The organism is Hymenobacter metallicola (assembly GCF_004745645.1).
In the GTDB taxonomy this organism is placed as follows: Bacteria; Bacteroidota; Bacteroidia; order Cytophagales; family Hymenobacteraceae; genus Hymenobacter; species Hymenobacter metallicola.
The window spans coordinates 49,942-72,226 of sequence record NZ_SRMB01000005.1; the positions used below are offsets into that span (position 1 = coordinate 49,942).

The 22,285-nt window shown below is 56.0% G+C and carries 21 protein-coding genes; 12 read left to right on the forward strand and 9 right to left on the reverse strand.

Annotated features, from left to right (window positions below):
- Positions 1 to 7 precede the first annotated feature (7 nt).
- Positions 8 to 1,561, reverse strand: a complete 1,554-nt coding sequence (locus tag E5K02_RS20960; protein WP_135397655.1) for a hypothetical protein — start codon at positions 1,559 to 1,561, stop codon at positions 8 to 10.
- 130 nt (positions 1,562 to 1,691) lie between these two features.
- Complete coding sequence (locus E5K02_RS20965) at positions 1,692 to 2,708, reverse strand: OmpA/MotB family protein (RefSeq protein WP_240737381.1); 1,017 nt, start codon at positions 2,706 to 2,708, stop codon at positions 1,692 to 1,694.
- 178 nt (positions 2,709 to 2,886) lie between these two features.
- Here E5K02_RS20965 and E5K02_RS20970 point away from each other — a divergent pair, with 178 nt between their 5' ends.
- The 5 genes from E5K02_RS20970 to E5K02_RS20990 all read left to right on the forward strand — a co-directional run bounded on the left by E5K02_RS20970 (position 2,887) and on the right by E5K02_RS20990 (position 8,026).
- Positions 2,887 to 3,936, forward strand: coding sequence for a class I fructose-bisphosphate aldolase (locus E5K02_RS20970; protein ID WP_135397657.1), 1,050 nt, complete (start codon positions 2,887 to 2,889; stop codon positions 3,934 to 3,936).
- Positions 3,937 to 4,092: 156 nt separating this feature from the next.
- Positions 4,093 to 4,977 (forward strand): acetyl-CoA carboxylase, carboxyltransferase subunit beta, encoded by an 885-nt coding sequence (gene accD, locus E5K02_RS20975; protein ID WP_135397659.1) that lies wholly within the window; start codon positions 4,093 to 4,095, stop codon positions 4,975 to 4,977.
- Between the two features lie 220 nt (positions 4,978 to 5,197).
- The gene (locus E5K02_RS20980; protein ID WP_240737382.1) at positions 5,198 to 5,938 is read left to right on the forward strand and encodes an OmpA family protein; all 741 of its coding nucleotides are present in this window, start codon (positions 5,198 to 5,200) and stop codon (positions 5,936 to 5,938) included.
- 486 nt (positions 5,939 to 6,424) lie between these two features.
- Positions 6,425 to 7,135, forward strand: coding sequence for an OmpA family protein (locus tag E5K02_RS20985; RefSeq protein WP_135397661.1), 711 nt, complete (start codon positions 6,425 to 6,427; stop codon positions 7,133 to 7,135).
- A 132-nt stretch (positions 7,136 to 7,267) separates the two neighbouring features.
- Positions 7,268 to 8,026: an endonuclease III domain-containing protein gene (locus E5K02_RS20990; protein WP_135397662.1), complete on the forward strand. Its 759-nt coding sequence runs from the start codon at positions 7,268 to 7,270 to the stop codon at positions 8,024 to 8,026.
- 3 nt (positions 8,027 to 8,029) lie between these two features.
- Here E5K02_RS20990 and E5K02_RS20995 read toward each other — a convergent pair whose 3' ends face one another.
- Positions 8,030 to 8,524, reverse strand: a complete 495-nt coding sequence (locus E5K02_RS20995; protein WP_135397664.1) for a hypothetical protein — start codon at positions 8,522 to 8,524, stop codon at positions 8,030 to 8,032.
- A gap of 126 nt (positions 8,525 to 8,650) precedes the next feature.
- Here E5K02_RS20995 and E5K02_RS21000 point away from each other — a divergent pair, with 126 nt between their 5' ends.
- Complete coding sequence (locus E5K02_RS21000; protein WP_135397666.1) at positions 8,651 to 9,634, forward strand: radical SAM protein; 984 nt, start codon at positions 8,651 to 8,653, stop codon at positions 9,632 to 9,634.
- A gap of 77 nt (positions 9,635 to 9,711) precedes the next feature.
- Positions 9,712 to 10,230, forward strand: a complete 519-nt coding sequence (locus tag E5K02_RS21005) for a gamma carbonic anhydrase family protein (RefSeq protein ID WP_135397667.1) — start codon at positions 9,712 to 9,714, stop codon at positions 10,228 to 10,230.
- Positions 10,231 to 10,319: 89 nt separating this feature from the next.
- Here the strand turns inward: E5K02_RS21005 and E5K02_RS21010 are convergent, their stop codons facing one another.
- Positions 10,320 to 11,651 carry a hemolysin family protein gene (locus E5K02_RS21010; protein ID WP_167856527.1) on the reverse strand — a complete coding sequence of 444 codons (1,332 nt, stop codon included), beginning with the start codon at positions 11,649 to 11,651 and terminating at the stop codon, positions 10,320 to 10,322.
- Between the two features lie 267 nt (positions 11,652 to 11,918).
- On the opposite strand from E5K02_RS21010, the gene E5K02_RS21015 reads away from it, so the two are divergent.
- From E5K02_RS21015 to E5K02_RS21025, 3 genes are all read left to right on the forward strand, one after another.
- The gene (locus tag E5K02_RS21015; protein ID WP_240737383.1) at positions 11,919 to 14,090 is read left to right on the forward strand and encodes a protein-disulfide reductase DsbD family protein; all 2,172 of its coding nucleotides are present in this window, start codon (positions 11,919 to 11,921) and stop codon (positions 14,088 to 14,090) included.
- Between the two features lie 547 nt (positions 14,091 to 14,637).
- Positions 14,638 to 15,102, forward strand: a complete 465-nt coding sequence (locus E5K02_RS21020; protein ID WP_135397671.1) for an AsnC family transcriptional regulator — start codon at positions 14,638 to 14,640, stop codon at positions 15,100 to 15,102.
- Positions 15,103 to 15,387: 285 nt separating this feature from the next.
- On the forward strand, positions 15,388 to 16,347 hold the full coding sequence (locus E5K02_RS21025) for an energy transducer TonB (protein ID WP_135397673.1): 960 nt from the start codon (positions 15,388 to 15,390) through the stop codon (positions 16,345 to 16,347).
- 84 nt (positions 16,348 to 16,431) lie between these two features.
- Here E5K02_RS21025 and trxA read toward each other — a convergent pair whose 3' ends face one another.
- The 4 genes from trxA to E5K02_RS21045 form a co-directional block, all read right to left on the reverse strand.
- A complete protein-coding gene (gene trxA, locus E5K02_RS21030) occupies positions 16,432 to 16,761 on the reverse strand; it encodes a thioredoxin (RefSeq protein WP_135397675.1) in 330 nt (109 codons plus the stop codon).
- Positions 16,762 to 16,961: 200 nt separating this feature from the next.
- Positions 16,962 to 17,348, reverse strand: coding sequence for a hypothetical protein (locus E5K02_RS21035; protein ID WP_135397677.1), 387 nt, complete (start codon positions 17,346 to 17,348; stop codon positions 16,962 to 16,964).
- Positions 17,349 to 17,405: 57 nt separating this feature from the next.
- Positions 17,406 to 18,323, reverse strand: a complete 918-nt coding sequence (locus E5K02_RS21040; protein WP_135397679.1) for a TIGR01777 family oxidoreductase — start codon at positions 18,321 to 18,323, stop codon at positions 17,406 to 17,408.
- 111 nt (positions 18,324 to 18,434) lie between these two features.
- The gene (locus tag E5K02_RS21045) at positions 18,435 to 18,956 is read right to left on the reverse strand and encodes a GbsR/MarR family transcriptional regulator (RefSeq protein ID WP_135397681.1); all 522 of its coding nucleotides are present in this window, start codon (positions 18,954 to 18,956) and stop codon (positions 18,435 to 18,437) included.
- 315 nt (positions 18,957 to 19,271) lie between these two features.
- Between E5K02_RS21045 and E5K02_RS21050 the strand changes: the two genes are divergently transcribed.
- Both E5K02_RS21050 and E5K02_RS21055 read left to right on the forward strand, forming a co-directional pair.
- Complete coding sequence (locus E5K02_RS21050; protein ID WP_135397683.1) at positions 19,272 to 19,748, forward strand: YsnF/AvaK domain-containing protein; 477 nt, start codon at positions 19,272 to 19,274, stop codon at positions 19,746 to 19,748.
- 43 nt (positions 19,749 to 19,791) lie between these two features.
- Positions 19,792 to 20,679, forward strand: a complete 888-nt coding sequence (locus E5K02_RS21055; RefSeq protein WP_135397685.1) for a YsnF/AvaK domain-containing protein — start codon at positions 19,792 to 19,794, stop codon at positions 20,677 to 20,679.
- Between the two features lie 76 nt (positions 20,680 to 20,755).
- Here the strand turns inward: E5K02_RS21055 and E5K02_RS21060 are convergent, their stop codons facing one another.
- On the reverse strand, positions 20,756 to 22,213 hold the full coding sequence (locus E5K02_RS21060; RefSeq protein WP_135397687.1) for a hypothetical protein: 1,458 nt from the start codon (positions 22,211 to 22,213) through the stop codon (positions 20,756 to 20,758).
- Positions 22,214 to 22,285 lie beyond the last annotated feature (72 nt).

Below are 22,285 nucleotides of genomic sequence, written 5' to 3' on the forward strand. Positions count from 1 at the left end.
ACTGGGCTTAGCGCAACAGGCGGGCTACCTGCCGGCCGTCGGTGGTACGGGCAAAGTACAGGCCGGCCGGTACCTCGGCGCCAGGCTGCCAAACGACCAGGCCGTCGGGGCGGCTGCTGAGGCGGGCTACGGGGCGGCCCAGCTCATCGGTCACGACAACGGCTTGGGTGGTGCGGGCGGTCAGTTGAAACTGTACCCGTTCGTGGAAAGGTACCGGAAAGGCAGCCACGGTTTCTAGCTGCGCGGCCTTAGCGGCCAGCGTGGTACCGCTCACCCGGAAAGTCAGGGTCCGGACTTCCGAGCCATTATAGGGGCAGCTGACGTTATCGGCCACCGTGACCGTGCAGCTGTAGCGCCCAGCCTTGAGCGTGGCGGGAACCTGCCAGGTGAGTTGACCCCGGTTGTTGGTCAGGGTCTGAAACGAAGCCCCGGGAATAAAGCTGGCCACGTCGCTGCTGATACGGGTGGTTTGGCCCGCGTCGGGGTCGGTGGCGCTCAGCGTGAGGGTAATGGTTTGGCCGGCCGTCACGGGAATCAGCTGATCCGGGGACTGCGTCGTAGGATTGGTGCCAATTTGCAGACCGCTAAGTACAGGGTTGCGGTTGCCCTGCCCGTTGAAAACGGTGTAGATAACGTCTCGCACGACGCTCCCGATTTTGGTCCAGGTGCCACCCAGCTTGCGAAACTCATTGACGCGCACGGCTACTACGTACGGCCCGGTAGCTACGAGGACAGGCTTGGCCAGCAGCTCGCCGGTCGACGGGCTCAGCTGAAAGAAAGGCACAACCACGCCGTTGACAACCTGAAAGGAGGTTAGCGGATACGTCGCTGAATAGGTGCCAGCCGGATAAACACCGCCTTCACCGGTAACTGGGTCGACAAAGACGCCGGACCGGTAGCTGCTATAGGCAATGCCGGCTCCACAGGGGTTGGTGAGGGCCTGCACGGGGGCCTGGGGCTGCACAGATTCGTAGGTTAGGGAGTCGCCGTCCACGTCGAAGGCGCTGAAGCTGTAGCGGTGGGCCTGGTTGCCACACAGATAGGGCAGCGTATTTGACGTGAACTTAGGCGAGTTGTTAGTTAGCAGGGAGGTATTATTGAGGTAAGCTTCTACGTGAAACGCCTTGTTGACGGACTCGACGATATTGCGCATTCCATCCGACCGGTTTTCCTCGTTGATGCTCAGCAGCCACTGGCCGCGCTCCAGCATGATTTCACCTTCAAATATTTGAAGCTGGTAGGTGAAGCCCGTTGCACAACCCGTTGGGGCGACAAATGCCGAGCTGGTACGATTTAAGTTTGTTTTGAAACTGCCCACTTCACTCATATCACATCCATCCTTGCTGACGGACAGCGGCATCTGGGGCCCAAAATCGACAGAAGATGTGGCCCATTCCCGGTATACGCGGGCCGTAACGTGGTACTTGCGGTAGTCGTTGCTGGTACCTGCGTACTCATACGTCAGGTCGCCGCCCAGAATGTGTGTGGCGCGGGCCGGAGCAATCCAGCCTATTCCGAACAGGTTTAGAAACAGGAATCGAAGTAGTAATCGGTGCTGCATAAAAGGTAGACGTTGCGTGGGGATATATGAGAAATGGGCGACAAAAACAAAGCAGCCCGCCGGCTGCTTTGTCTATTATATTGCTTTAAAGTACTGACTATTCAGGCTAGAAAGCAGTAAGCCTTTCGGGCTATTTACCAGTAGTCGAGGTAGTCGAATTCGAGTCCAGAATCTTGAGCAGCTCGTTGAGCTTGGGCGTCAGAATAATTTCCGTGCGGCGGTTCAGGGCCTTGTTCTGGGGCGAGTCGTTGGCAGCCACCGGAATGTACTGGCTGCGGCCCGAGGCCGTGATGCGCTGGGGCTCCACGCCGCCGCTGGTGATGAGGCGGGCTATTTCGGTGGCGCGCAGCACGCTCAAATCCCAGTTGTCCTGCATGGCCGCCGTGGGCCGGCTGAAGGGCACGTTGTCGGTGTGGCCTTCCACTACTACGTTCACATCGGGCTGGGTTTTGAGCACGGCCGCCAGCTGCTTCAGCGCCTCCTGGCCTTTGGGGTCGACTTTGGTAGAGCCGGTTTTGAACAGCAGCTGTTCCGATAACGACACGTAGACCTTGCCGTCCTTCATCTTCACCTGCAGGTCGGTGCCCTGGAAGCCACGCAAGGCGTTGCTTACACTGGCTTTCAGGTCATTTACGGCTTTGTCCTTGTCGGCCAGGGCCTGGGTCAGCTCGGCCAGCTTGGCCTCGCGCACCTTCAGGTCGGCATTCAGCTTGTCGATATCGGCCTTGCTGCGGCGCAGGTTGGTGTCCAGCTCGCCCAGCTCAGCTTCGCGGCGGGCCAGGTCTTTGGCTACTTTATTGTAGTCGGCCGATTTGTCGGCCATGGCCCGGTCGCTGTTTTTGAGTAGCTTGTCGTAGCTGTCGGTAAGCTGGGTGTAGAGGGAGCGGGTGCGGCGCAGGGCGTTGCCGGTCTGGGCCGAATCCTCCACGAGGCGCTTGTTGGTCAGGCGCATTTCAGTCAGCTCGTCGGTGGTCTTTTTCAGCTCGGCCACAGCTTGGCGCTGCTGGCGCTCGGCCTCGGTCTTGCCTTGCTCGGTGGCTTGCTGGCGGGCCCGCAGGTCGTCGTATTTTTTGGAAGCCACGCAGCCCGGCAGCGCCGAACCCGCTACCACGGCCAATGCTACCAGAAGGGAAGAAGTCTTTTTCACGCAGGTATTATCTTAAATAAGCACTATTGTCAGGGCCGATTAACACCGAATCGACATCCCCGAAGCAAGGTAGCGAGGCTGGGCCGTATCTGCCAGCCAGGGGCCGTCCGTGGTTTGATTTTCAGCCTATATTTGCCCGCGTTTTAGTGCTTTCTCTCCCCACCTCACTTCCCACCCAATGGCTACTCTTACCTCCCTGAGCGCCGAAACCGAGGCGCTGCTCCAGCACGAGTGCAAAACCATCCGCAAAGACCTTATTCACCAGCCCGGCCCCGATTTTGTGGACCGATGCTTTGTGCCCAGCAACCGGCCGCCGCAGGTGCTGCGCAGCCTGGGGCAGCTCTACGGCCACGGCCGCTTGGCCGGCACCGGCTACCTGAGCATTCTGCCCGTCGACCAGGGCATCGAGCACACGGCCGGTGCCTCCTTCGGCCCCAACCCGATGTACTTCGACCCCGAGAACATCATTAAGCTGGCCCTGGAGGGGGGCTGCAATGCCGTGGCCACCACGTTTGGTACGTTCGGCACCGTGGCCCGCAAGTATGCCCACAAAATTCCCTTCCTGGTAAAAATCAACCACAACGAGCTGCTGACGTACCCCAATACCTTCGACCAGATACTGTTCGGCTCGGTCAAAGAAGCCTGGAACCTGGGTGCCGCCGCCGTAGGGGCTACTATCTACTTTGGGTCCGAAGAATCAAACCGGCAGATTGTGGAAGTCAGCCAAGCCTTCGAGCGGGCCCACGAACTGGGCCTGGCCACCGTGCTGTGGTGCTACACCCGTAACAACGCCTTTAAGACGGCCGACAACGACTACCACGTGGCCACCGACCTCACCGGGCAGGCCAATCACCTGGGCGTGACTATCGGGGCGGACATCATCAAGCAGAAGCTGCCCGAGAACAACGGGGGCTTCTCGGCCCTGAAGTTTGGCAAAACCCACGCGGCCATGTACGACAGCCTTTCCTCCGATAACCCCATTGACCTGGCCCGCTACCAGGTGGCCAACTGCTACATGGGCCGCATCGGCCTCATCAACTCCGGCGGGGAAAGCAAAGGCGCCTCCGACCGCGAGGATGCCGTGCGTACGGCCATTATCAACAAGCGCGCCGGCGGACAGGGCCTGATTTCGGGTCGGAAGGCCTTTCAGCGGCCTTTTGCCGAGGGCGTCGAGCTACTGCACGCTATTCAGGACGTCTACCTCGACCAATCCATTACGCTTGCGTAAAAGCTCTTCACGTCGGCGGCCCCAGATATAGGAAATGTATCCGGCAGCTGACTTACCTTTGCCTACCACACATTTGCTCAACGTAAGCCCTGGTGCTGGCGCTCCGCTGGCCTTTCCTCGTTTTACCTTGCAGCTTCTAACTTCTTACTAATAACAATGTCTTGGTTTAAGCGCGTAGAGAAAGGCATCGTCACCCCGACGGAGCAGAAGAAGGAGACGCCGGACGGCCTGTGGTATAAGTGTCCCGAGTGCAAAACCGTGGCCACCATGGCCGAGCACAAGCGGCTGCTGTATACCTGCGCCAAATGCAACCACCACGACCGGGTCGATTCGGCGGAGTATTTCGAAATCCTGTTCGACGACAACCAGTTCGTGGAGCTGGATGAAAACCTGAGTTCCGGCGACCCCCTGCATTTTGTCGATACCAAAGCGTATCCGCAGCGCGTGGCCGCCACGCAGAAAAACACCGGCCTCAAGGATGCCGTGCGCACGGCCCACGGCCGCCTCAACGGCCTGGACCTGGTCGTAGCCTGTATGGATTTCAAATTCATCGGCGGCTCTATGGGCTCGGTCGTAGGCGAGAAGATTGCCCGGGCCATCGACTATGCTCGGCAGCACCGCATCCCGTTCCTGATGATTTCTAAGTCGGGTGGGGCGCGCATGATGGAAGCCGGCTACTCGCTGATGCAAATGGCCAAAACCTCGGCCAAGCTGGCTCTGCTGTCGGAAGCGGGTATTCCCTACATTTCCATGCTGACCGACCCCACGACCGGAGGGGTTACGGCCTCTTTCGCCATGCTCGGCGACTTCAACATTGCTGAGCCCGGTGCCCTAATTGGTTTTGCCGGTCCGCGCGTTATTAAGGAGACGATTGGCAAAGACCTGCCCAAGGACTTTCAAAGCTCCGAGTTTGTCCTGGAGCACGGCTTCCTGGACTTCATTGTAGACCGCAAAGACCTCAAGCAGCGCCTGACCGACCTGCTGACCATGCTGCGTCCAGCGGAAGTGGCTGTAAATCAGGTGCAGCCTACGCTGCGCTAAGCGAGGTAGTATTTTCGGCAAGCTTTTTGGCAAAAGCCCGTTTAGTGCACAGCAGGTGCATTGAACGGGCTTTTGCACGACCTCACAAAAAATAGTCTTGTAGTTCAGCTAGGTATAGCCAGCCGGCTATATTTGGCGAACATTTTGCCAGGAAGTCAAGTAAGCACATCCGGACTGTAAGCAAACCCGCTCTTTTTTTCTTTCCACCAATTTTCTTCTGATGAAATCTCCCAAATCCCTTCTGGCTCTATTCATGGCCCTGACCATGTTCCTGGGTTCCTGCGCTTCTTCGCAGCCAGCCAGCCAGCCTGATCTGTCAACGAACAATGGTACCGGTGCTCGCAAAACCGGCATGAGCAAAACCGCTAAAGGCGGTATTATTGGTGCCGGTGCTGGTGCTGCTGCCGGGGCTGTATTGGGCCGCGTAATTGGCGGTAAGTCAGGTACGGCTGCTGGCGCTATTATCGGTGCTGCTGTCGGCGGTACGGGCGGCGCGCTGATTGGCCGTAAAATGGACAAGCAGGCCGAAGAGCTGCAGCGCGACATGAAAAACGCCCGCGTAGAGCGGGTTGGTGAAGGTATCAAAATCACCTTCGATGCCGGTATCCTGTTCGATACGAACAAGTCGGACCTGCGCGCTGCCTCGCAAACTGAAATCCAGAAAATGGCTGAGGTGCTGAAGAAGTACCCCGACACCAACGTAATTGTAGAAGGTCACACCGACAACTCCGGTTCGGACGCCATCAACCAGCCTTTGTCTGAGCGTCGCGCTCAGGCCGTTGCTAACTACACCACGGCCCAGGGCGTTGATGCTTCGCGCATCACGACCAAAGGCTATGGCTCGTCGCAGCCCGTGGCCGACAACACCACGGCTGAGGGCAAGCAGGCAAACCGCCGCGTAGAAATTGCCATCTTCGCCAACGAGAAAATGAAGAAGGCTGCCGAAAACGGTACCCTGTAAGCTTCGGCTTTCTATTATTGTCTTTGAAAGAGCCGCACCCATAAAGTGCGGCTCTTCTTTGTCTATAGTGGCAAGCTACTGGTGATGAGCAGCCTTATTTGCAGGAAACGAACAGTGATTTTAATTCAGAATATTAATTGAAAAATCCTGTAAAATAGTTTTTAAAACCGGTTCATAACCACTGTAAACTCTAGTGCTGATTAATCAAACAATAGGGCCAGCCGATGAGAGTTAGATAAGCTGAATTAAGGCAATAAAGAGGGCGTAATTATCGTTTGTAAAAATAATTACCGAGGTAAAATGCTGGTTATTTGCGTGGAATGGCACTTTGTGGACTTTTTTTTAATCGTTTGCAAAGTTTGGCAAGGAGGTTGCAAAATACCTTGCATCAGACCCTCAGCCATGATATAAAATAGTAGCATGGCGGTTTGAAAAGAAAAACCTCTGCATATTTACAGCGCACCAAAAACACAAACTCACAAGACAATGAAAACCCTTCGCTCGTATATCGCAATCATGTTGGCAGTGTTGCTGCTGGGCACTAATTACGCCCAAGCCCAGACGACGACTACCACGGAAAAAAAGCCTTGGAGCAAAACGGCTAAAGGCGCTATCATCGGTGGTTTGGGTGGGGCTGCCGGTGGTGCCGTACTGGGCCGCGTAATCGGTGGCAAGTCGGGCACCGCCAAAGGCGCCATCATTGGAGCCGCCGTAGGGGGCGCCGGTGGCGCACTGATTGGCCGCCGCATGGACAAACAAGCTGCTGAGCTGAAGAAGGAAATGGCCGGTGCTCGCGTAGAGCGGGTTGGCGAAGGTATCAAAATCACCTTCGACTCGGGCCTGCTGTTCGCCAAGAACTCGGCCGCTCTGACCTCGACTGCTCAGGACAACATTGCTGAGCTGGCCAAAACCCTCATCAAGTACAACGACACCAACGTAATTGTAGAAGGTCACACCGACACCAGCGGTTCGGATGCTATCAACGACCCTTTGTCGCAGCGTCGTGCCCAGGCTGTAGCCAACTACGCCCAGCAGCAAGGTGTTGATGCCTCACGCTTCACGGTAACGGGTTACGGCTCGAAGCAGCCGGTAGCCGACAACTCGACCGAAGCTGGTCGTATTGCTAACCGTCGCGTAGAAGTAGCCATCTTCGCCAACGAGAAACTGAAGAAAGCTGCCGAGAAAGGCACTATCTAAGGCTCAATAGGCTGATTATCAAAAAGGCGGCGCCCCAGGGTGCCGCCTTTTTTGTTCCGTAGCTGCATGGGCTGCGTGCAGCACTTCCGAGAAAGTAGCAACCCATACCTGGCCAGAGCGGTACAAACAGGCATGACCTCAGCCTATGCTCTCCCACCCGCCGACAAAACCTGGCAAGACCATGTTATCCTCAACGAGTTCTTTGGCCCCCTCGACCCTACGCCCCGCCGCACCCCCATGCGCGAGCTGATCAGCACGCTGCTTTCGCACCGCACTACCCACCATGACGAAGAGCTGGCCTACGACCGGATGCTAGAAGCTTTCGGGGATTGGGATGGGGTATTAGCAGCTCCCACGGCGGAGCTGGCCCACGCCATCCGTACCACGCGCTGGCCCGACACCCAAGCCCCCCGTATTCAGGAAATACTGCGCCGCATCAAAGCGGAGCAAGGAGCCTTTACACTCGATTTTTTGGCCGACTGGCCCGTGGAGAAGGGACTTGCTTGGCTGACCGATATGCCCGGCATTGGGTTGAAAACAGCGTCTTTGGTATTGCTCTTCAATTATCAAAAGCCTGTGCTGCCCGTGGATACGCACGTGCACCGCGTGGCCCAGCGCGTAGGCATGATTGGACCCAAGGTATCGGTGGAGAAAGCCCACCAGGTCCTGCTGGCCCAGTTGCCGCAGGACGCCTCGATTCTGCTCAACTTCCACAAGCACAATTACTGGCACGGCCAGCATATCTGCTTTTTCACCAAGCCCGATTGTCCGCGCTGTCCGTTAAAGGGCTTCTGTAACTACTACCTCGAACACTATGGGCCGGCTACGGCTGAGGCGGTGGTAGCTACGCCCCGGCAGTGGGATACGTCGCGGGGCACCTTGCAGCACTAAGTATCAGCGTAGTTCGCCGAGTACGTGGTCTAGGGCCGTGGCAAAGGGCCGTAGATACGTTGGTAGCTGCTGGGTGTTGGTGTCAATTAGCCAGAAGCGCCGCTGTCCGTTCTGAGTGACTTCTACATAAAAACCTCCCTGGTCGGTAGCATCGGGTGAACCTATCACGGTCGATTTCTCCAGGAGCAGTTCGACCGGTAACTGAGGAATTAAATCTTTAGCCAGGGCATAATCAGCTTGACTACGAGCCGTATAAACTCCATCATAGGCCGTGTCGGCCCCAGGCCGCTGATCCTTGGTGTCTTCAGCCAGCGTGTTAGCCTTTGTATCGAGCTTGTAAATATCGACGCACTGTTCGCCGATGCATTCACCGTAAAACGACCCAAAGATCAGGGAACTGGTGTCGAAGCTAGAATCGGCTTCAACGTTTTGCTTTGAGCAGGCGCTCAGACTTAAGCTGGCTATACTTCCTAAAATAAGCAGCGTAGAGATTTTCATGCATCCGAGCGTAGTGAAACTTACCTACCAAGCAGAGACTTGCGCAACCGAATTGGTTGCATCCGGTTGCTGACGGTAGCCTCAACCTCTTTTTGCCAGCTAGCACCTGCTTACCTTTACCCAACTATGCGTCTTGTTCGTCACCCGGTGCTCTGCAATTACTACGTTACGTATCGGTGTAATGCGCGCTGCTCATTTTGTGATATCTGGGAAAAGCCTTCTCCCTACATTCAGTTGGCCGACGTAGAGCAAAATCTGCGCGACCTGAAACGGCTGGGTGTAAGTGTGGTCGACTTCACTGGGGGTGAGCCGCTGTTGCATCGTCAGATTCACGAGTTTGTGGGCTTGGCCCATGATATGGGCTTTATCACTACCCTGACGACCAACTGCCTGCTATATCCTAAGTACGCGGAAAAGCTGCGCGGCAAGGTTGATATGCTGCACTTCTCACTCGATGCCTCCGAAAAAGAAGTCCATGACAAAGGCCGGGGGGTGGCCTGCTACGACTTCGTGCTCGAAAGCATTCGGGTAGCCAAAGAGTTGGGGGAGCGGCCCGATATTCTGTTTACCGTGTTCCGGGAAAACCTCCACGACCTGGAAGCCGTGTACCGCGACATTGCCCAGCCCAATGGGTTGATGCTCATTATCAATCCGGCCTTTGAATACAACAGCGTCGAAACCGGTGAGCAGCTGAACGCCGCCGAGCTGGCGTTTCTATCGGCTTTTGGGAAACGGCGCGGCGTGTATCTGAATGAAGCCTTTATTCAGCTGCGCAAAGACGGCGGCAACCATGTAGCTGCGCCGGTGTGCAAGGCCGCCAGCACCACGCTGGTTATTTCGCCCAGCAACGAGCTGGTAGTGCCGTGCTACCACTTGGGCGAGCAGAAATTTCCCATCCAGGGCCAGCTTCACGATTTGTATCACTCGCCCGAAGTAGGCCGGATGATAGCCTTGGAAGGGCGACTGCCCCAGTGTGAAGGCTGCACGATCAACTGCTACATGCAGCCCAGCTTTGCGGTGGAGGTAAACAAATACTTCTGGCAGGCCTTGCCCAGTACGCTGAAGTACAACGTGCAAAAAGGCACCTGGAAGCGTATGCTCACCCGTTAGAGATTTAAACCGGGAGGCAGAAACCAGTCTTCTTGCAGTACCTCCGCACGATTCGCTCATTTTTTCATCAGTTTCTTATGTCAGCACTGATTCTGCCTGTTCACGGTATTCTACCAACGCTGGGTGCTAACTGCTTTGTGGCGGATAATGCCACTATTGTCGGGGATGTGACGCTGGGCGCCGAGTGTACGGTCTGGTTTAACGCCGTTATCCGGGGCGACGTGAACAGCATCCGGATTGGCGACAAAACCAACATTCAGGATGGCGCCGTGCTGCATTGCACCTATCAAAAGGCCGCTACCACGGTAGGCTCGCGGGTGAGTATCGGGCACAAAGCCATTGTGCACGGCTGCACTATCGAGGATGATGTGCTCATTGGCATGGGAGCTATTGTGATGGACCACGCCGTAGTAAGGCAGGGCTGTATTATCGCCGCCGGGGCCGTGGTCCTGGAAAATACCCAGTGCGAGCCGGGCTATCTGTACGCCGGCATTCCGGCCCGCAAGATCAAGCCCGTAACCGAAGAGCAGCGGACGAACCTAAGCCGCACCGCCGACAACTACGTGCTGTACGCCAGCTGGCTGAAGCCTGAGTAAGGCTCTAGTAGTGGTTTTTGAAGATTACAAAAAAGGCCCGCACTCTACAGCGCGGACCTTTTTTTGTGGTTGCTAGTGTAGCCACAACGCTACAAGTTTAGGCTTTCACCTGCCTCTAGCTCCCGTTCTTCGGGGGCCGTAACGCGCAACTGTACCAGCTCTACGGCTCGGCGGGAGCGTTTCAGGACGCGAAACTCGTAATTGTCGAGCACGGCCACGTCCCCGACCTCGGGGATGTTGCCGTAAATCACGTTGAGCAAACCGCCGACGGTTTCGTAATCGTCGCCTTCGGGCAGGGGATAGGGCAGGTACTCGTTGGCGTCGGAAATGGGTGTAGATGTATTGACGCGGTAGTCTGTTTCCGAAATTTTCTCGACTACGGGCACTTCATTGTCGTACTCGTCCTGAATTTCGCCGACCAGCTCCTCAATAATGTCCTCGATGGTCACAATACCCGACACGCCGCCAAACTCATCCGAGACAATGGCCATGTGGGTATGCTTGCGCTGAAACTGGCGCAGCAAGCGGTTGATTTTTTTGGTTTCTGGCACGAAGTAAGCCGGCCGCATAATCTTGGACAGCACGATGGGCTCGTTGCGGCGAATGATCTGCAGCAGGTCCTTCACGTAGAGTACCCCCACGATGTTGTCGATGTTTTCTTCGAACACCGGAATCCGTGAGTAGCCCTCGTTATACACAATTTCCAGGATGCTTTCCTGGGGTGTGTTCACATCAAGGGCAGCTAGTTTGGTGCGGGGCACCATAATCTGCTTCACCATCCGGTCGTTGAACTCAAACACGTTTTCGAGCAACTCGTGCTCCGAGTCCTGAATTTCTCCGCTTTGCTTGCTTTGGTCGAGCAGCAGGCGTAGCTCTTCCGACGTGTGTACTTCCGTGCCGTGCGTAGCGCTACCGCCAAACAGGCCTGCTACGATATTGGACAGCCGATCCAGAACCCAGATCAGCGGAAAAGTAACAAAGGCAAAAGCCCGCAACGGTATGGCAATAGCCATGGAGGTTGTTTCAGGTTTCTGAATGGCCAGAACCTTCGGGGCCTGTTCACCGAGTACAATGTGAAGAACGGTAATCAGCGTAAACGACGTGAACAGGGCAATTTTATGCACCGTTGCATCGGAGAGGGTGATTCCAAGTTGGTGAATAATAGCCAGCACGACTTCCGCCACAACGCTTTCCCCGATCCAGCCTAGCGCCAGCGAAGCCAGAGTGATACCTAGCTGAGTGGCGGATAAGTAGTAGTTCAGATCATGCAGCATGCTCTGAACTAGCTTGGCTAGTCGGTTGCCTCCCTGCGCTTTTATCTCAATTTGAGACAGACGGACTTTGACGAAAGCAAATTCAGCGGCCACGAAAAAGCCGTTGATCAACACCAACAGAATAGTCAGTAATATTTTTAATCCCATAGATCCGGGGGTCGGGCTCACGCGGCCCAGCTCCCTTGGTACCACAAAAGTACGAGATTCTGCCCAAGCGGTTCCGGCTCAGTTTCTATTGGCTTAGCAAGAAGTGCCGATGACCTTCGAACCGAGAGGGCAGGAGCAGCCTTAATAACAAGATTGTGACACTTCCTACCGTACTTTGTTTATCCAACGACGTTGTCGCCGTTCTAAATTTGCTTCATGCTTTTCAGTAAAAAAATATTGCTGCCACTGTGGTTACTCCTGCTTTTGGTGAGTGCTGCCACGGCTCAGGTCTTGGTTCCTACCAAGCTCAGTTCGGCCATAAGCCAGCCTACTGCCAAGGTGGGAGAAGAGGTTGAAGTCATCGTCAATGCCCGTATCGACAATACCTGGCACCTCTACGCCACCGATTTTGACCCTGACCTGGGGCCTACGGTTTTCACTTTCGCCTTTGCCAAAAGCCCGGCCTACGAGTTGGTTGGCAAACCTAAGTCCATTGGCGCCAAGAAAGCTTTCGACGAAGTTTTTAAAGGAGACGTCACGTATTTCGAGAAAACCGGACAAATCCGTCAGCGCATCCGGGTCTTGCAGCCCGGCCCGCTCATCATCAAGGCCGATGTAGAGTACCAAAGCTGTACCGACGTAGACGGGCGCTGCATCCCCGGCAACGAAACCCTGAGCTTTGGTCCGGTAGAAGTAACCGGTACTGCCGCCGCCCCAGCTACTGCTACCACTGCCTCCGGACCGGCGGCCACGCCTGCTACGGCTCCGGCGGCCACCAATATGACTCCAATAAATTCTCCCGGCCAGGACTCCGTGGCCGCGGTAGCTGCAGTGCCCGGCCAGGATTCCGTAGCAACTTCCTCCAGTGCTACTCCCCAAGTTGCTGTTGCTCCGTCGAATAGTGCTGCTCCTGCTGCCTTGGCGGCAGCTCCCGCCAATGCTCCGGCCGGTGCCGGGCTGAGCTTGTGGAAATACTTACTACTGGCATTTGGAGCCGGTCTGGTAGCCGTGCTCATGCCCTGCGTGTATCCCATGCTGCCCATGACGGTGTCGTACTTCACCAACAACAGCCGCAGCCGGGGCGAGGCTATCAGCAAGGCGTTGGTGTATGGCCTATCCATTATCAGCATCTACACGGGGGTAGGCGTGGTGTTGAGCCTGATTTTCGGGGCCGATGCGGCCAATGTTATCAGCTCCCACTGGCTGCCCAACCTGCTGTCTTTCGTTATTTTCCTGATTTTCGGCATGTCGTTTCTGGGCATGTTCGAAATCAATGCGCCCAGCCGCCTAGTCAATAAAGTTGATGCGCAAGCGGACAAGGGCGGCTGGTCAGGCCTGTTTTTTATGGCCGCCACGCTGGTGCTTGTATCCTTCTCCTGCACCGTGCCCATTGTCGGCTCGGTTGCCATTGCCGCCGCTAACGGGGAGCTGTTGCGCCCCACGCTGGGCATGCTGGCTTTCTCAACTGCCTTTGCGCTGCCCTTCGTGCTGTTTGCTCTGTTCCCGACCTGGCTGAAGTCTATGCCCCGCTCGGGCGGGTGGCTTAATACGCTGAAAGCGGTGCTGGGCTTTGTCGAACTGGCTATGGCGTTCAAATTCTTGAGCTCCGCTGATCTGTCTTACCACTGGGGCCTGCTGCCCCGCCCCGTATTTTTGGCCATCTGGATTGTGCTGGCGGGCCTGCTGGGAATGTATCTGCTGGGTAAGATTCGGCTCCCCCACGACAGCGACTCCACCCGCGTAAGCGTGCCGCATCTGCTGCTGGCGGCCATTGCTCTGTCGTTTATGCTGTACATGGTTCCCGGCTTGTTTGGCGCGCCGCTCAATGGGCTTTCAGCTCTGGCTCCGCCACCTACTCGGCAGGATTTCGCCTGGCTCAACAGCGGCTCAACTATTTCTGCCGCCACCCCTACGGCCGGGTCCACGCTCTGCAGCACTCCTCAGTATGCCGATCAGCTAGAGCTGCCGCACAGCTTGAACGGCTATTTCACCTTGCAGGAAGCTCTGGCTTGTGCCCGTCAACAAAACAAACCTGTATTCGTCGACTTCACGGGCCACAACTGCGGCAACTGCCGCGTAATGGAAGCCTCCGTCTGGAGTGACCCCCGCGTCCTGAAGCGCCTGCGGGAAAACTTCATTATCGTGGCTCTGTACGCCGACGATAAGACGGAGCTGCCCACTAGCCAGTGGTATACCTCAGCCCGCGACCAGCGCGTGAAGAAGACTATTGGAGAGCAAAACCTCGACTTTCAAATCAGTCGCTTCAACATGAATGCGCAACCCTATTACGTTTTGCTTGACCCAGCCAGTACCATCGAAAAGCCGGTACTACTCAACCAGGCAGTGGCTTACGAGTCGGATGTCACTAAGTTTATTCAATTTTTGGATGCTGGTTTAGCCCAGCACCGCCAAGCCAGTACTCCGGTAGCTCAGCGGTAGGTAACGTATTAATAAGTACTTATATACACAATAAACCGGCGGTAAAACCTTTTAGTCATATCTGACATAATAAGATGGTTTTACTGCCGGCCTTTCATCTTGTAGGGTTTTTTGGTTTTCTTTGCAGCCGATTGGACTACGGAAGCAATGAATTGACTGCTTCGCTGACAGATTGTTACCACAAAAAAAGGCTGCACCCACCCAGATGCAGCCTCTTGAATGAGGACGTACCCACCCAGATACGTCCCTTTTTTTCCCTCCTCACATTATCCAACATATCAGCTGTAGAAGAAGGGTTCGAACCTCCACGGTGTAGTTAGCCGGCCGCCGGACCAGTTTCTCCCAAGTCACCACCCCCGAGAGAGGAGGGCATGTCTGCCAGTTTCATCATTCTACAAGGTGGTCCAACACCGTTTGCGATGGATTGCAACAAATTTAGCGTTTGGGTTGATTAAATAAAATAATGGCAGACATATGGAGTAAAATTTACATACTTTTTACTATCTCTTACACCGATTTGCAAAACCGGCAATCAACCTGCTGAAAAATGGCCCGTAATTACGAACTTGACGACACCGACCGCAAAATCTTGGCACTTCTGATCGAAGATGCCAAGATTCCCTACACCGAAATTGCCCGCAAGGTCCATGTTTCGGGGGGTACCGTACACGTACGGATGGCTCGCCTAGAGGAGTTGGGCATCGTGAAAGGTGCTACGCTAAAAATTGACTATCAGAAGCTTGGCTACGGCGTAAGCGCTTTTCTAGGCATTTATTTGCTCAAAAGCTCTGTTTATGCCAGCGTCGTTGAGCAGCTGCGCGAGATACCCGAAGTCGTGAGTATCGATTTCACTACGGGCGCCTACGGGGTGTTTGCGCGCCTGGTGTGCCGCGACACCCAGCACTTGCGCGACGTACTCCACGACCAAATTCAACTCATTGAAGGCATTGAGCGCACCGAAACCCTGATTTCCCTGGAAGAGGCTCTAAACCGCGCTATTCAGCTGCAGTAGCCGATCCGAATAGTGTATTACCCTGAGGTCAGCCCCTACTAGCTTGTAGTGGAGGCTGATCTTTTGCTTTCAACTTCCTGACAATTATTCAGCGGTATAGGATGGCCTGCATGAGCGCTACAACGCTTGATTGAGGATTTTTTCCGGAAACAGCTAGACTATCTTCTGAGTATATAGTACGCTGTATGCGCATCTGTCGGTGCAGATTTACTGCCTGATCTGGCGGTACTTGGCTATAAGCGAGTAAGTAAGTATCTTTCCTGAGCTGATTTTTTCCGGAAATCCATGAAAGCGCTTCTCATTGCATTTTTAACTGCTTCAGCCGCTCTGCCTACTGCCAGTGCCCAGAGCCTGCCCGCGGTGTACCTAAATGCACGCGACGAAGAAACCGTACCCGACAGTGCGACGCATTATCGTATCGTGGACCGAAAAAAAGGGGAGGGCGGCTACGCCATGCGCGATTATGCCCTCAACGGTACTTTGCTGCTGCGCGGTACGGTTACTGGGCTGGAGCCTGCGGTGCGAAATGGCTTGTTTACCTGGTATCATCCCAATGGCAACAAAGCCGCCCAGGTACACTACCGCAACGACGAAGCCGACGGAGTGTATGTGTCGTGGTACGAAGACGGCAAAGTAAGCCAACGGGGCGAGTACGCCGACGGGCAGCGCGTGGGCAAATGGCTTAGCGTGCACCGCAACGGCCAGAAACGCTCGGAAGGCACCTACGTAGCCAGCCGGCCCCACGGCGAATGGCGCTATTACTACGACACAGGCCAGCTCAGCGCCATTGAGAGGCTCGACAATGGCCGCAGCATGAATCTGAAGTTTTTCAACCTCGACGGGGAGCTGTACGCGGGTATTCCCCGGCGTCGGCAGGCCGCCGAGTTTCCGGGCGGGCAGGCGGCGCTGATGCAGTATCTGGCCCGCAACACCATCTACTCGCGCGCCGCCCGCCGCAAGAATATTACCGGCAAAGTCTACGTATCCTACACCGTGGGCGAGGATGGCCGAGTAAGCCAGGTGCGGGTAGTGCGGGGCCTCGCGCCGGAAGTAGACATTGAAGCCCGGCGGGTAATAGCCGCGCTGCCCGTGTTCAAGCCCGGGCGCGAATACAACGTGCCAACGGCCATGACCTATACCCTGCCCATTATGTTTGCGCCCAACTTTAAGCTGTTTGGCGGGGTGAAAGCCACCCAAACGCCCCCCACGGAGGCCCGGGCCAGCAACCCGGACGACAGCTTTTAGCTTACCAGCTACCACCTGCTTTCAACAGAAAAGCCCTGCCTTTCATAAGGCAGGGCTTTTGTATGGTGTTCACCACCTCTTGAACTAGGCGGTTACCTGGGCATCAAGTTTTTGGGCCAACACGTGCTTTGGCACGGCACCCACTTGCTTGTCCACAATCTGACCATTTTTGAACACCAGCAGGGTTGGGATGCTGCGGATGCCAAACTTGGCCGAGGTCTGCGGGTTGGAGTCTACGTCGACCTTGCCGATAATGGCCTTGCCTTCGTATTCACCGGCCAGCTCTTCTACAACCGGGCCTACCATGCGGCACGGACCGCACCACTCGGCCCAGAAATCCACGAGCACGGGTTTGTCGGAGTTGATGATCTGGTCGAAGTTAGCATCGGTAATTTCGATGGCTTTATGTCCCATGACAATAGGGGGTTTGTGGTGACAATGAAAATGCTCCTTACGAAACTTGGGGCTGCAAGGTAGCAGATTGCGAGTTCAACAAGTCCCGCGCCGGAAAGTTTCAACCAGCCAGCTTGTCATATTCTACCCTAGCACTTGGTAGGCGCCTTGCGCCGGCTTATCGTCATCCAAACCAAGCCGGCGCGAAACTGCCTTATTGCTTAAACAGGCTTGTCGACGACAAACTGGTAGGTGCGGGCGTATTCCTGGGCCCGGTGGCGTAGTTTATAGAACACGTAGAGATTAAAGAAGTGCATGGCACCCAAAATCAGAATGATCGTACCTAGCTTGATGCTAAGCGTCTCGACGCTGGCTTGGTAGCTCGTGATTTGGTCGGTACTACGGAGCGTCAGAGTGGCATACCCAATGTTGATCAGGTAGAACCCCGTGAGCAGGAGCTTGTTGACGGAATCCGCCAGGTGCTCATTGCCGTGAAAAATATCGACCAGGAACGTGCGGCCATTTGTGAAAAGCGTACGGGCCACCCACACCGTGAGCAGAACCGTAACGGGCAGGTATACCCCGTAAACGAGCAAGTGGTAATTCATGACGGTAAGCAGTTAAAAATGAGAAAAAATGAACAAGGAACGCGGAAGTAAAATCGGTTAGGGGAGCCGGGGTACCAAGTCGGCGAGGGCCTGCCGGCAGGTAGGAAACTGAAACTGGAAGCCTGCCTGCAACAGCCGCTCGGGTATCACCTTCCGGCTCTTCAGAATCAATTCAGTTTCGGTTCTGAGCAGGAAGGCCCCGATTTCGAGCAGCCACCGGGGTTGGGGCAGATGAAAGCGTGGCTGGTAATAGTGGTCGAGCAGGCCGTTGAACTCCTGATTAGTCAGAGGCTGCGGAGCACACAGGTTGAAGGCCCCATCCAGCTCTGAACGAGCTAGCAGAAACTCCACGGCCCGGCAGAAATCCAGCACGTGCAGCCAGCTTACCCACTGCTGACCGGTGCCCTGCGGCGTGCCCAAGCCGAAGCGGGCCAGGCGGGCCATAACGGGCAATGCTCCCCCGGTGGAGCCCAGCACAATAGCCGTGCGCAACACTAAACGGCGCGTGCTGGGCGTGGCGGCCGCCCAACATTCGGCTTCCCACTGCTGGGCCACCATTTCGGAAAAGTTGCGCCCAATCAAGCCGGTGGCCTCCGTGTTGGCGGGCCGGTCGGCCGCAGTGTCCGCATAAATCGTGGCAGTAGATAAATTCAGCCAAACGGGTGGCGGAGCCTGGCAGGCACCAATAGCCTGCCCCAGTACTCGGGTGCTTTCGGTGCGGCTACGGGTAATGGCGTACTTATTAGCCAACGTGTAACGACAGTCGACGCTACGGCCGGCCAAATTAATAACTGCGGCGGCCCCTTCTAGCTCGGCCGTCCACGGACCCAGGGTGCGCCCATTCCACGCAACCCGGCCAATTCCCGACCTGCGGCTTAGCACCACAACCTGATACCCTCGCCCGGTGAAATAACGGGTCAGATGCTGACCAAGAAATCCAGTGCCACCAGCGAGTAGCATTTTAAGCCGTTTCATGCTGTAAAAGGCGTTAAGTGGAGAAAAGAAGCGGAAAGAGAGAAAAGCAAGTGCTGATTTGTATTAAACTTTCAATAAAATTTGAAAGTAACAAGGCAAAAAAAGAGGCCTTTACGGGTTGGGGCGCATAAGCTTCATAAAGGTGCTTAGAAACCAGTTTTCATCCGCTTTAATAAGGGTGGCTGCGGCACGGTCGGCAAACTCGGCGAAGTTCTGAATGCTGGCAATCATCTGCGTGAAAGCCTCGGTTTCTTCAGGAGTAGCGGTGGCGGAGGGCTCTACGTGGCGAATTTCACCCAGTACGCGCACAATGGGTTCCAGCTCCCGGCGACGGCGCTCCTTCAGAATCAGGGTGGCTACCCGGTGAATGTCTTTCTCAGCCGAGAAAAACTCACGCCGTTCCCCGGGCCGCAACTCCTTGCGCACAATGCCCCAGTCCATGAGGGCGCGCACGTTCATGTTCACATTGCCCCGCGAAATCTGCAACTGGTCCATGATGTCCTCCGTGCTCAAGGCTCCTAGCGACACTAGCAGCAGCGCGTGCACCTGCGCCATCGTACGGCTCACGCCCCAGGCAGAGCCCAGGGTGCCCCAGCCTTCAATGAATCTGCGCTTGGCTTCGTCGAGTTGCATGGCTCAAATGTAGGAGACTATTTTAAACTTTCAATAATTATTGAAAATAAATTTTCACTCAAGTCCTACTGTATTGTTTCGGATAGTTGATAAAAAATCATGTTTAAATTCAATGAGACATGTGTGAAATTTGTCCAGTTTGTCTGCCGAGCTTGTAAGTAGGTCTATTCTCGCCTGGTGGTAAACAGGCTGGAACATCGAAACATACGCATGTAAAAATACAGGTTCCCATAGTCCTAAATCTCTTGTTGAGGCGAGTGTGCAGGCTAGCTGAGCCGTAGGAACTAACCAGGGGAGGCAGCGTAAGATTTGCCCATGGAACCCAACCGCCCTATATCAACTCCAGCCGAAACGTCCCAGCCGGCTACTGCCGGCATTGGTCAGCCCTTGGTTATTCCGGTCATTGAAGAACAGGCCGTTATCAATCGTGAGGTAGTGGAAAGTGCACGAGTGCGCTTAGCCAAAACGGTGCACGAGCGCGAGGAGATGTTGGAAATACCGCTGCAGCACGAAGAAGTGCTAGTTGAGCGGGTACCCGTCAACCAATTTGTGGCCGACGGGGCCGCAACTCCTGGCTTGCGCTACGACGGCGACACTACCATTATTCCGGTGCTGCGCGAGGTCGTTGTGACGCGCCTGTTGGTGGTAGAGGAAATCCGGGTTACCAAGCGCACTCAGACCACGACTCATACCCAGCCCGTTACGCTACGGCACGAGGAAATACACGTCGAGCGGAATTCGGCAGCCGGCCCTTCGCCTACGCCCGCACCGGGCACGAGTCCGACAACCTGAGAAACAACCTATTCATAATTCCCCAACCCTAAATTCTTTCACCATGAATCAGACCGTAGTAGGAATCTTCGATAATATTCAGGCTGCTCAGCAGGCTTCCCGTCAGCTTATTGCCGCCGGTTTTACCCAGGAAAATGTTGACATCTCCTCCGGAGGCACCGCCTCGTCCAGCACCAGCACCACTGGCGCTACGAGCACTACTAGCAGCAACTACCAGAACACCAGCGGTACGACAGCCGAAGCTGTGGGCGACGCCACGGGCCGCACCGGTGATGGCATCAGCAACTTCTTCAGCAACCTGTTTGGTGGCGACGACACCGAAGACGCCCGCCGCTACTCGCACGTAGCCCGCCAAGGTCACTCCATTCTGACGGTGCATTGCCAATCGGCGGAGCACGCCCGCCAGGCTGCCGAAATCCTGGACAACGCCGGGGCAGTAGACGTGGACGAGCGTGCCGCCCAGACCGGCTACGCCGGCACCAATAACTATCAGGCTGGCGCCAACACGGATCAGGCCGGAATGTCGGCTCAAGTAATTGAGGAAAACCTGCAGGTAGGCAAGCGGGTGGAGCAAACCGGGGGTGCCCGGCTGCGCAGCCGCATCGTGGAGCGGCCCGTGGAAGCCAGCGTACGGCTGCGCGAAGAACACGTGAATGTAGAGCGTCACGCTGTAAACCGGCCCGCTACCGAAGCGGATTTCAACGCCTTTAAGGAAGGTGAAATTGAAATTACGGAAAGCGCCGAGCGGGCTGTTGTAGGCAAAGAAGCCCGCGTAGTAGAAGAAGTGACCTTAGGTAAGGAAGTGACTGAGCGCGAAGAAACCATTCGTGACACGGTGCGCAAAACCGAAGTTGATGTGGAGCGCATCAACGATGCTTCTACCCAGCGCAGCGGCTACACTACCGACGACGACCAGCGTCGTAACTCGTAGTTGCCGACGAGCTTAAAAGAAAAAGGGAGCCTGTGTAGGCTCCCTTTTTTGCGTTTATAGCTGATTAGGCTGCCTCTTACTTAGCTGAGGCTTTGCGCAGCTTGTCCAACGCATCCAAGTCCGCTTCGCCCTGCGCGGCGGTTACCCATTGCCAGAGGGGAGCACCGGGCGTGGCCGGGGTAGCCGATATTTTGAGGTAATTCAACTGAGCCGCATTGGGCACCAGCAATTGACAAGGATTGGGGGTAGCTACCTCCAAACACAGCCGCAGCATCCGGGCATAATAAGGCCAGGGTAGCTCCAAGTATTCGTTGGGAAGCAACTTGCCGACTTCCTTGCCCTCCACAAATACGGTAATCGGGGCTGGGGAAGCATCGGCTGCGCGGTAGAGGTACACGTAGGTGGTGTCGGGCCGGGCCGGGCGGGCACGTAGCGGGTTGGGGTAAGGAGCAGACTGGCCGGTGCGCATGTCCACAGCGTAGGGAGTTGGCTCACCGGTGTGGTTGGGGGCCCGTACGGTAGCCACCCCCGTTACCATAGCCCGGGCCTGAGCATCCGACCGGGCCCGCATATATTCTACATCCAGGGGCTTCTCGCCCACAAACGTGAAGAAATTGCCTTGGCGCATCAAGGGGAAATATTGCTTATTGTGCTGCACGTAAAGCTGCTGTCCATCGGAAAAGCCCCAGGCCATTTTGCCAACGGGCTGGTCGTAGTTGTGACCGTTGGGGGCTACAGGTCGAAACCGGGCAACGCCAGACCAGAGTAGACGGCCGTTGCTGCCGCGCAGGCGCAACGGTATCGTATCGGCCCGCACGGGCAGGATGGAGTCGGGGCGGTTGGCCAGGAATTGCTCGAAGGTGTAAAATATGCCCCGCCGCGGCACTTCCCGCAGAATAGGCGCGAGCGGGACTCTTTTACCATCGGGGGTTGCGGCTACCGGGTTGTCGGCGGCAAGCTGCGCCAGGGTTCGAGCCGGGGAAAACTTGGTTTGGGCCCAGTCGGTAGCCGTAATCTGGCCCAGGCACCGCTGCAGCAACAGGGCAATGTGCTCGGGGTGCTGGGCGGTAGTTTCCAGGGCTCGGTTAGAAGTGCGGGCAGCCACGGTCCGGACAAAGTAGTAGCCGCCCCCAGGCAGGTGCTCGTACACATCGGCGGCCAAATCGGCACTGGCTACTTCAGTCAGGCCGCCTAGCTGCTCACTGATGCGCAGCTCGCGCAGGCAAAGCACCACCGCGTGGTCGGCGGGGCGGGCCGGCAGCTGTTTTTGCAGAAACGTCTGCAGTTCTGATTCCAGCCCATTGCGAAACAGCACCGCGGCGGGCCGGTTGTCCAGCCCCCGGTAAACCAAGCCAATAGTCGGATGACCCGGCCGACCGTCGACAACCTGCTCTACCTGGAGTGTGCGTTCGGGCAACGTCAGGCGCTGGCGGCTCAGGTCGAGGTAGTATACCTGAGCCTGAACCTGAGCCGTGAAGAGGCCGCAAATAACCAGTGAAAGCAGACGACACCAGAAACGGGTGGATAGTGGCATTCGTCGATGGATAGCAACGTCAGAAAACCTTGGGCAAAAAACATCCGCCGGGCTTGCAGAACCTTACTGCAA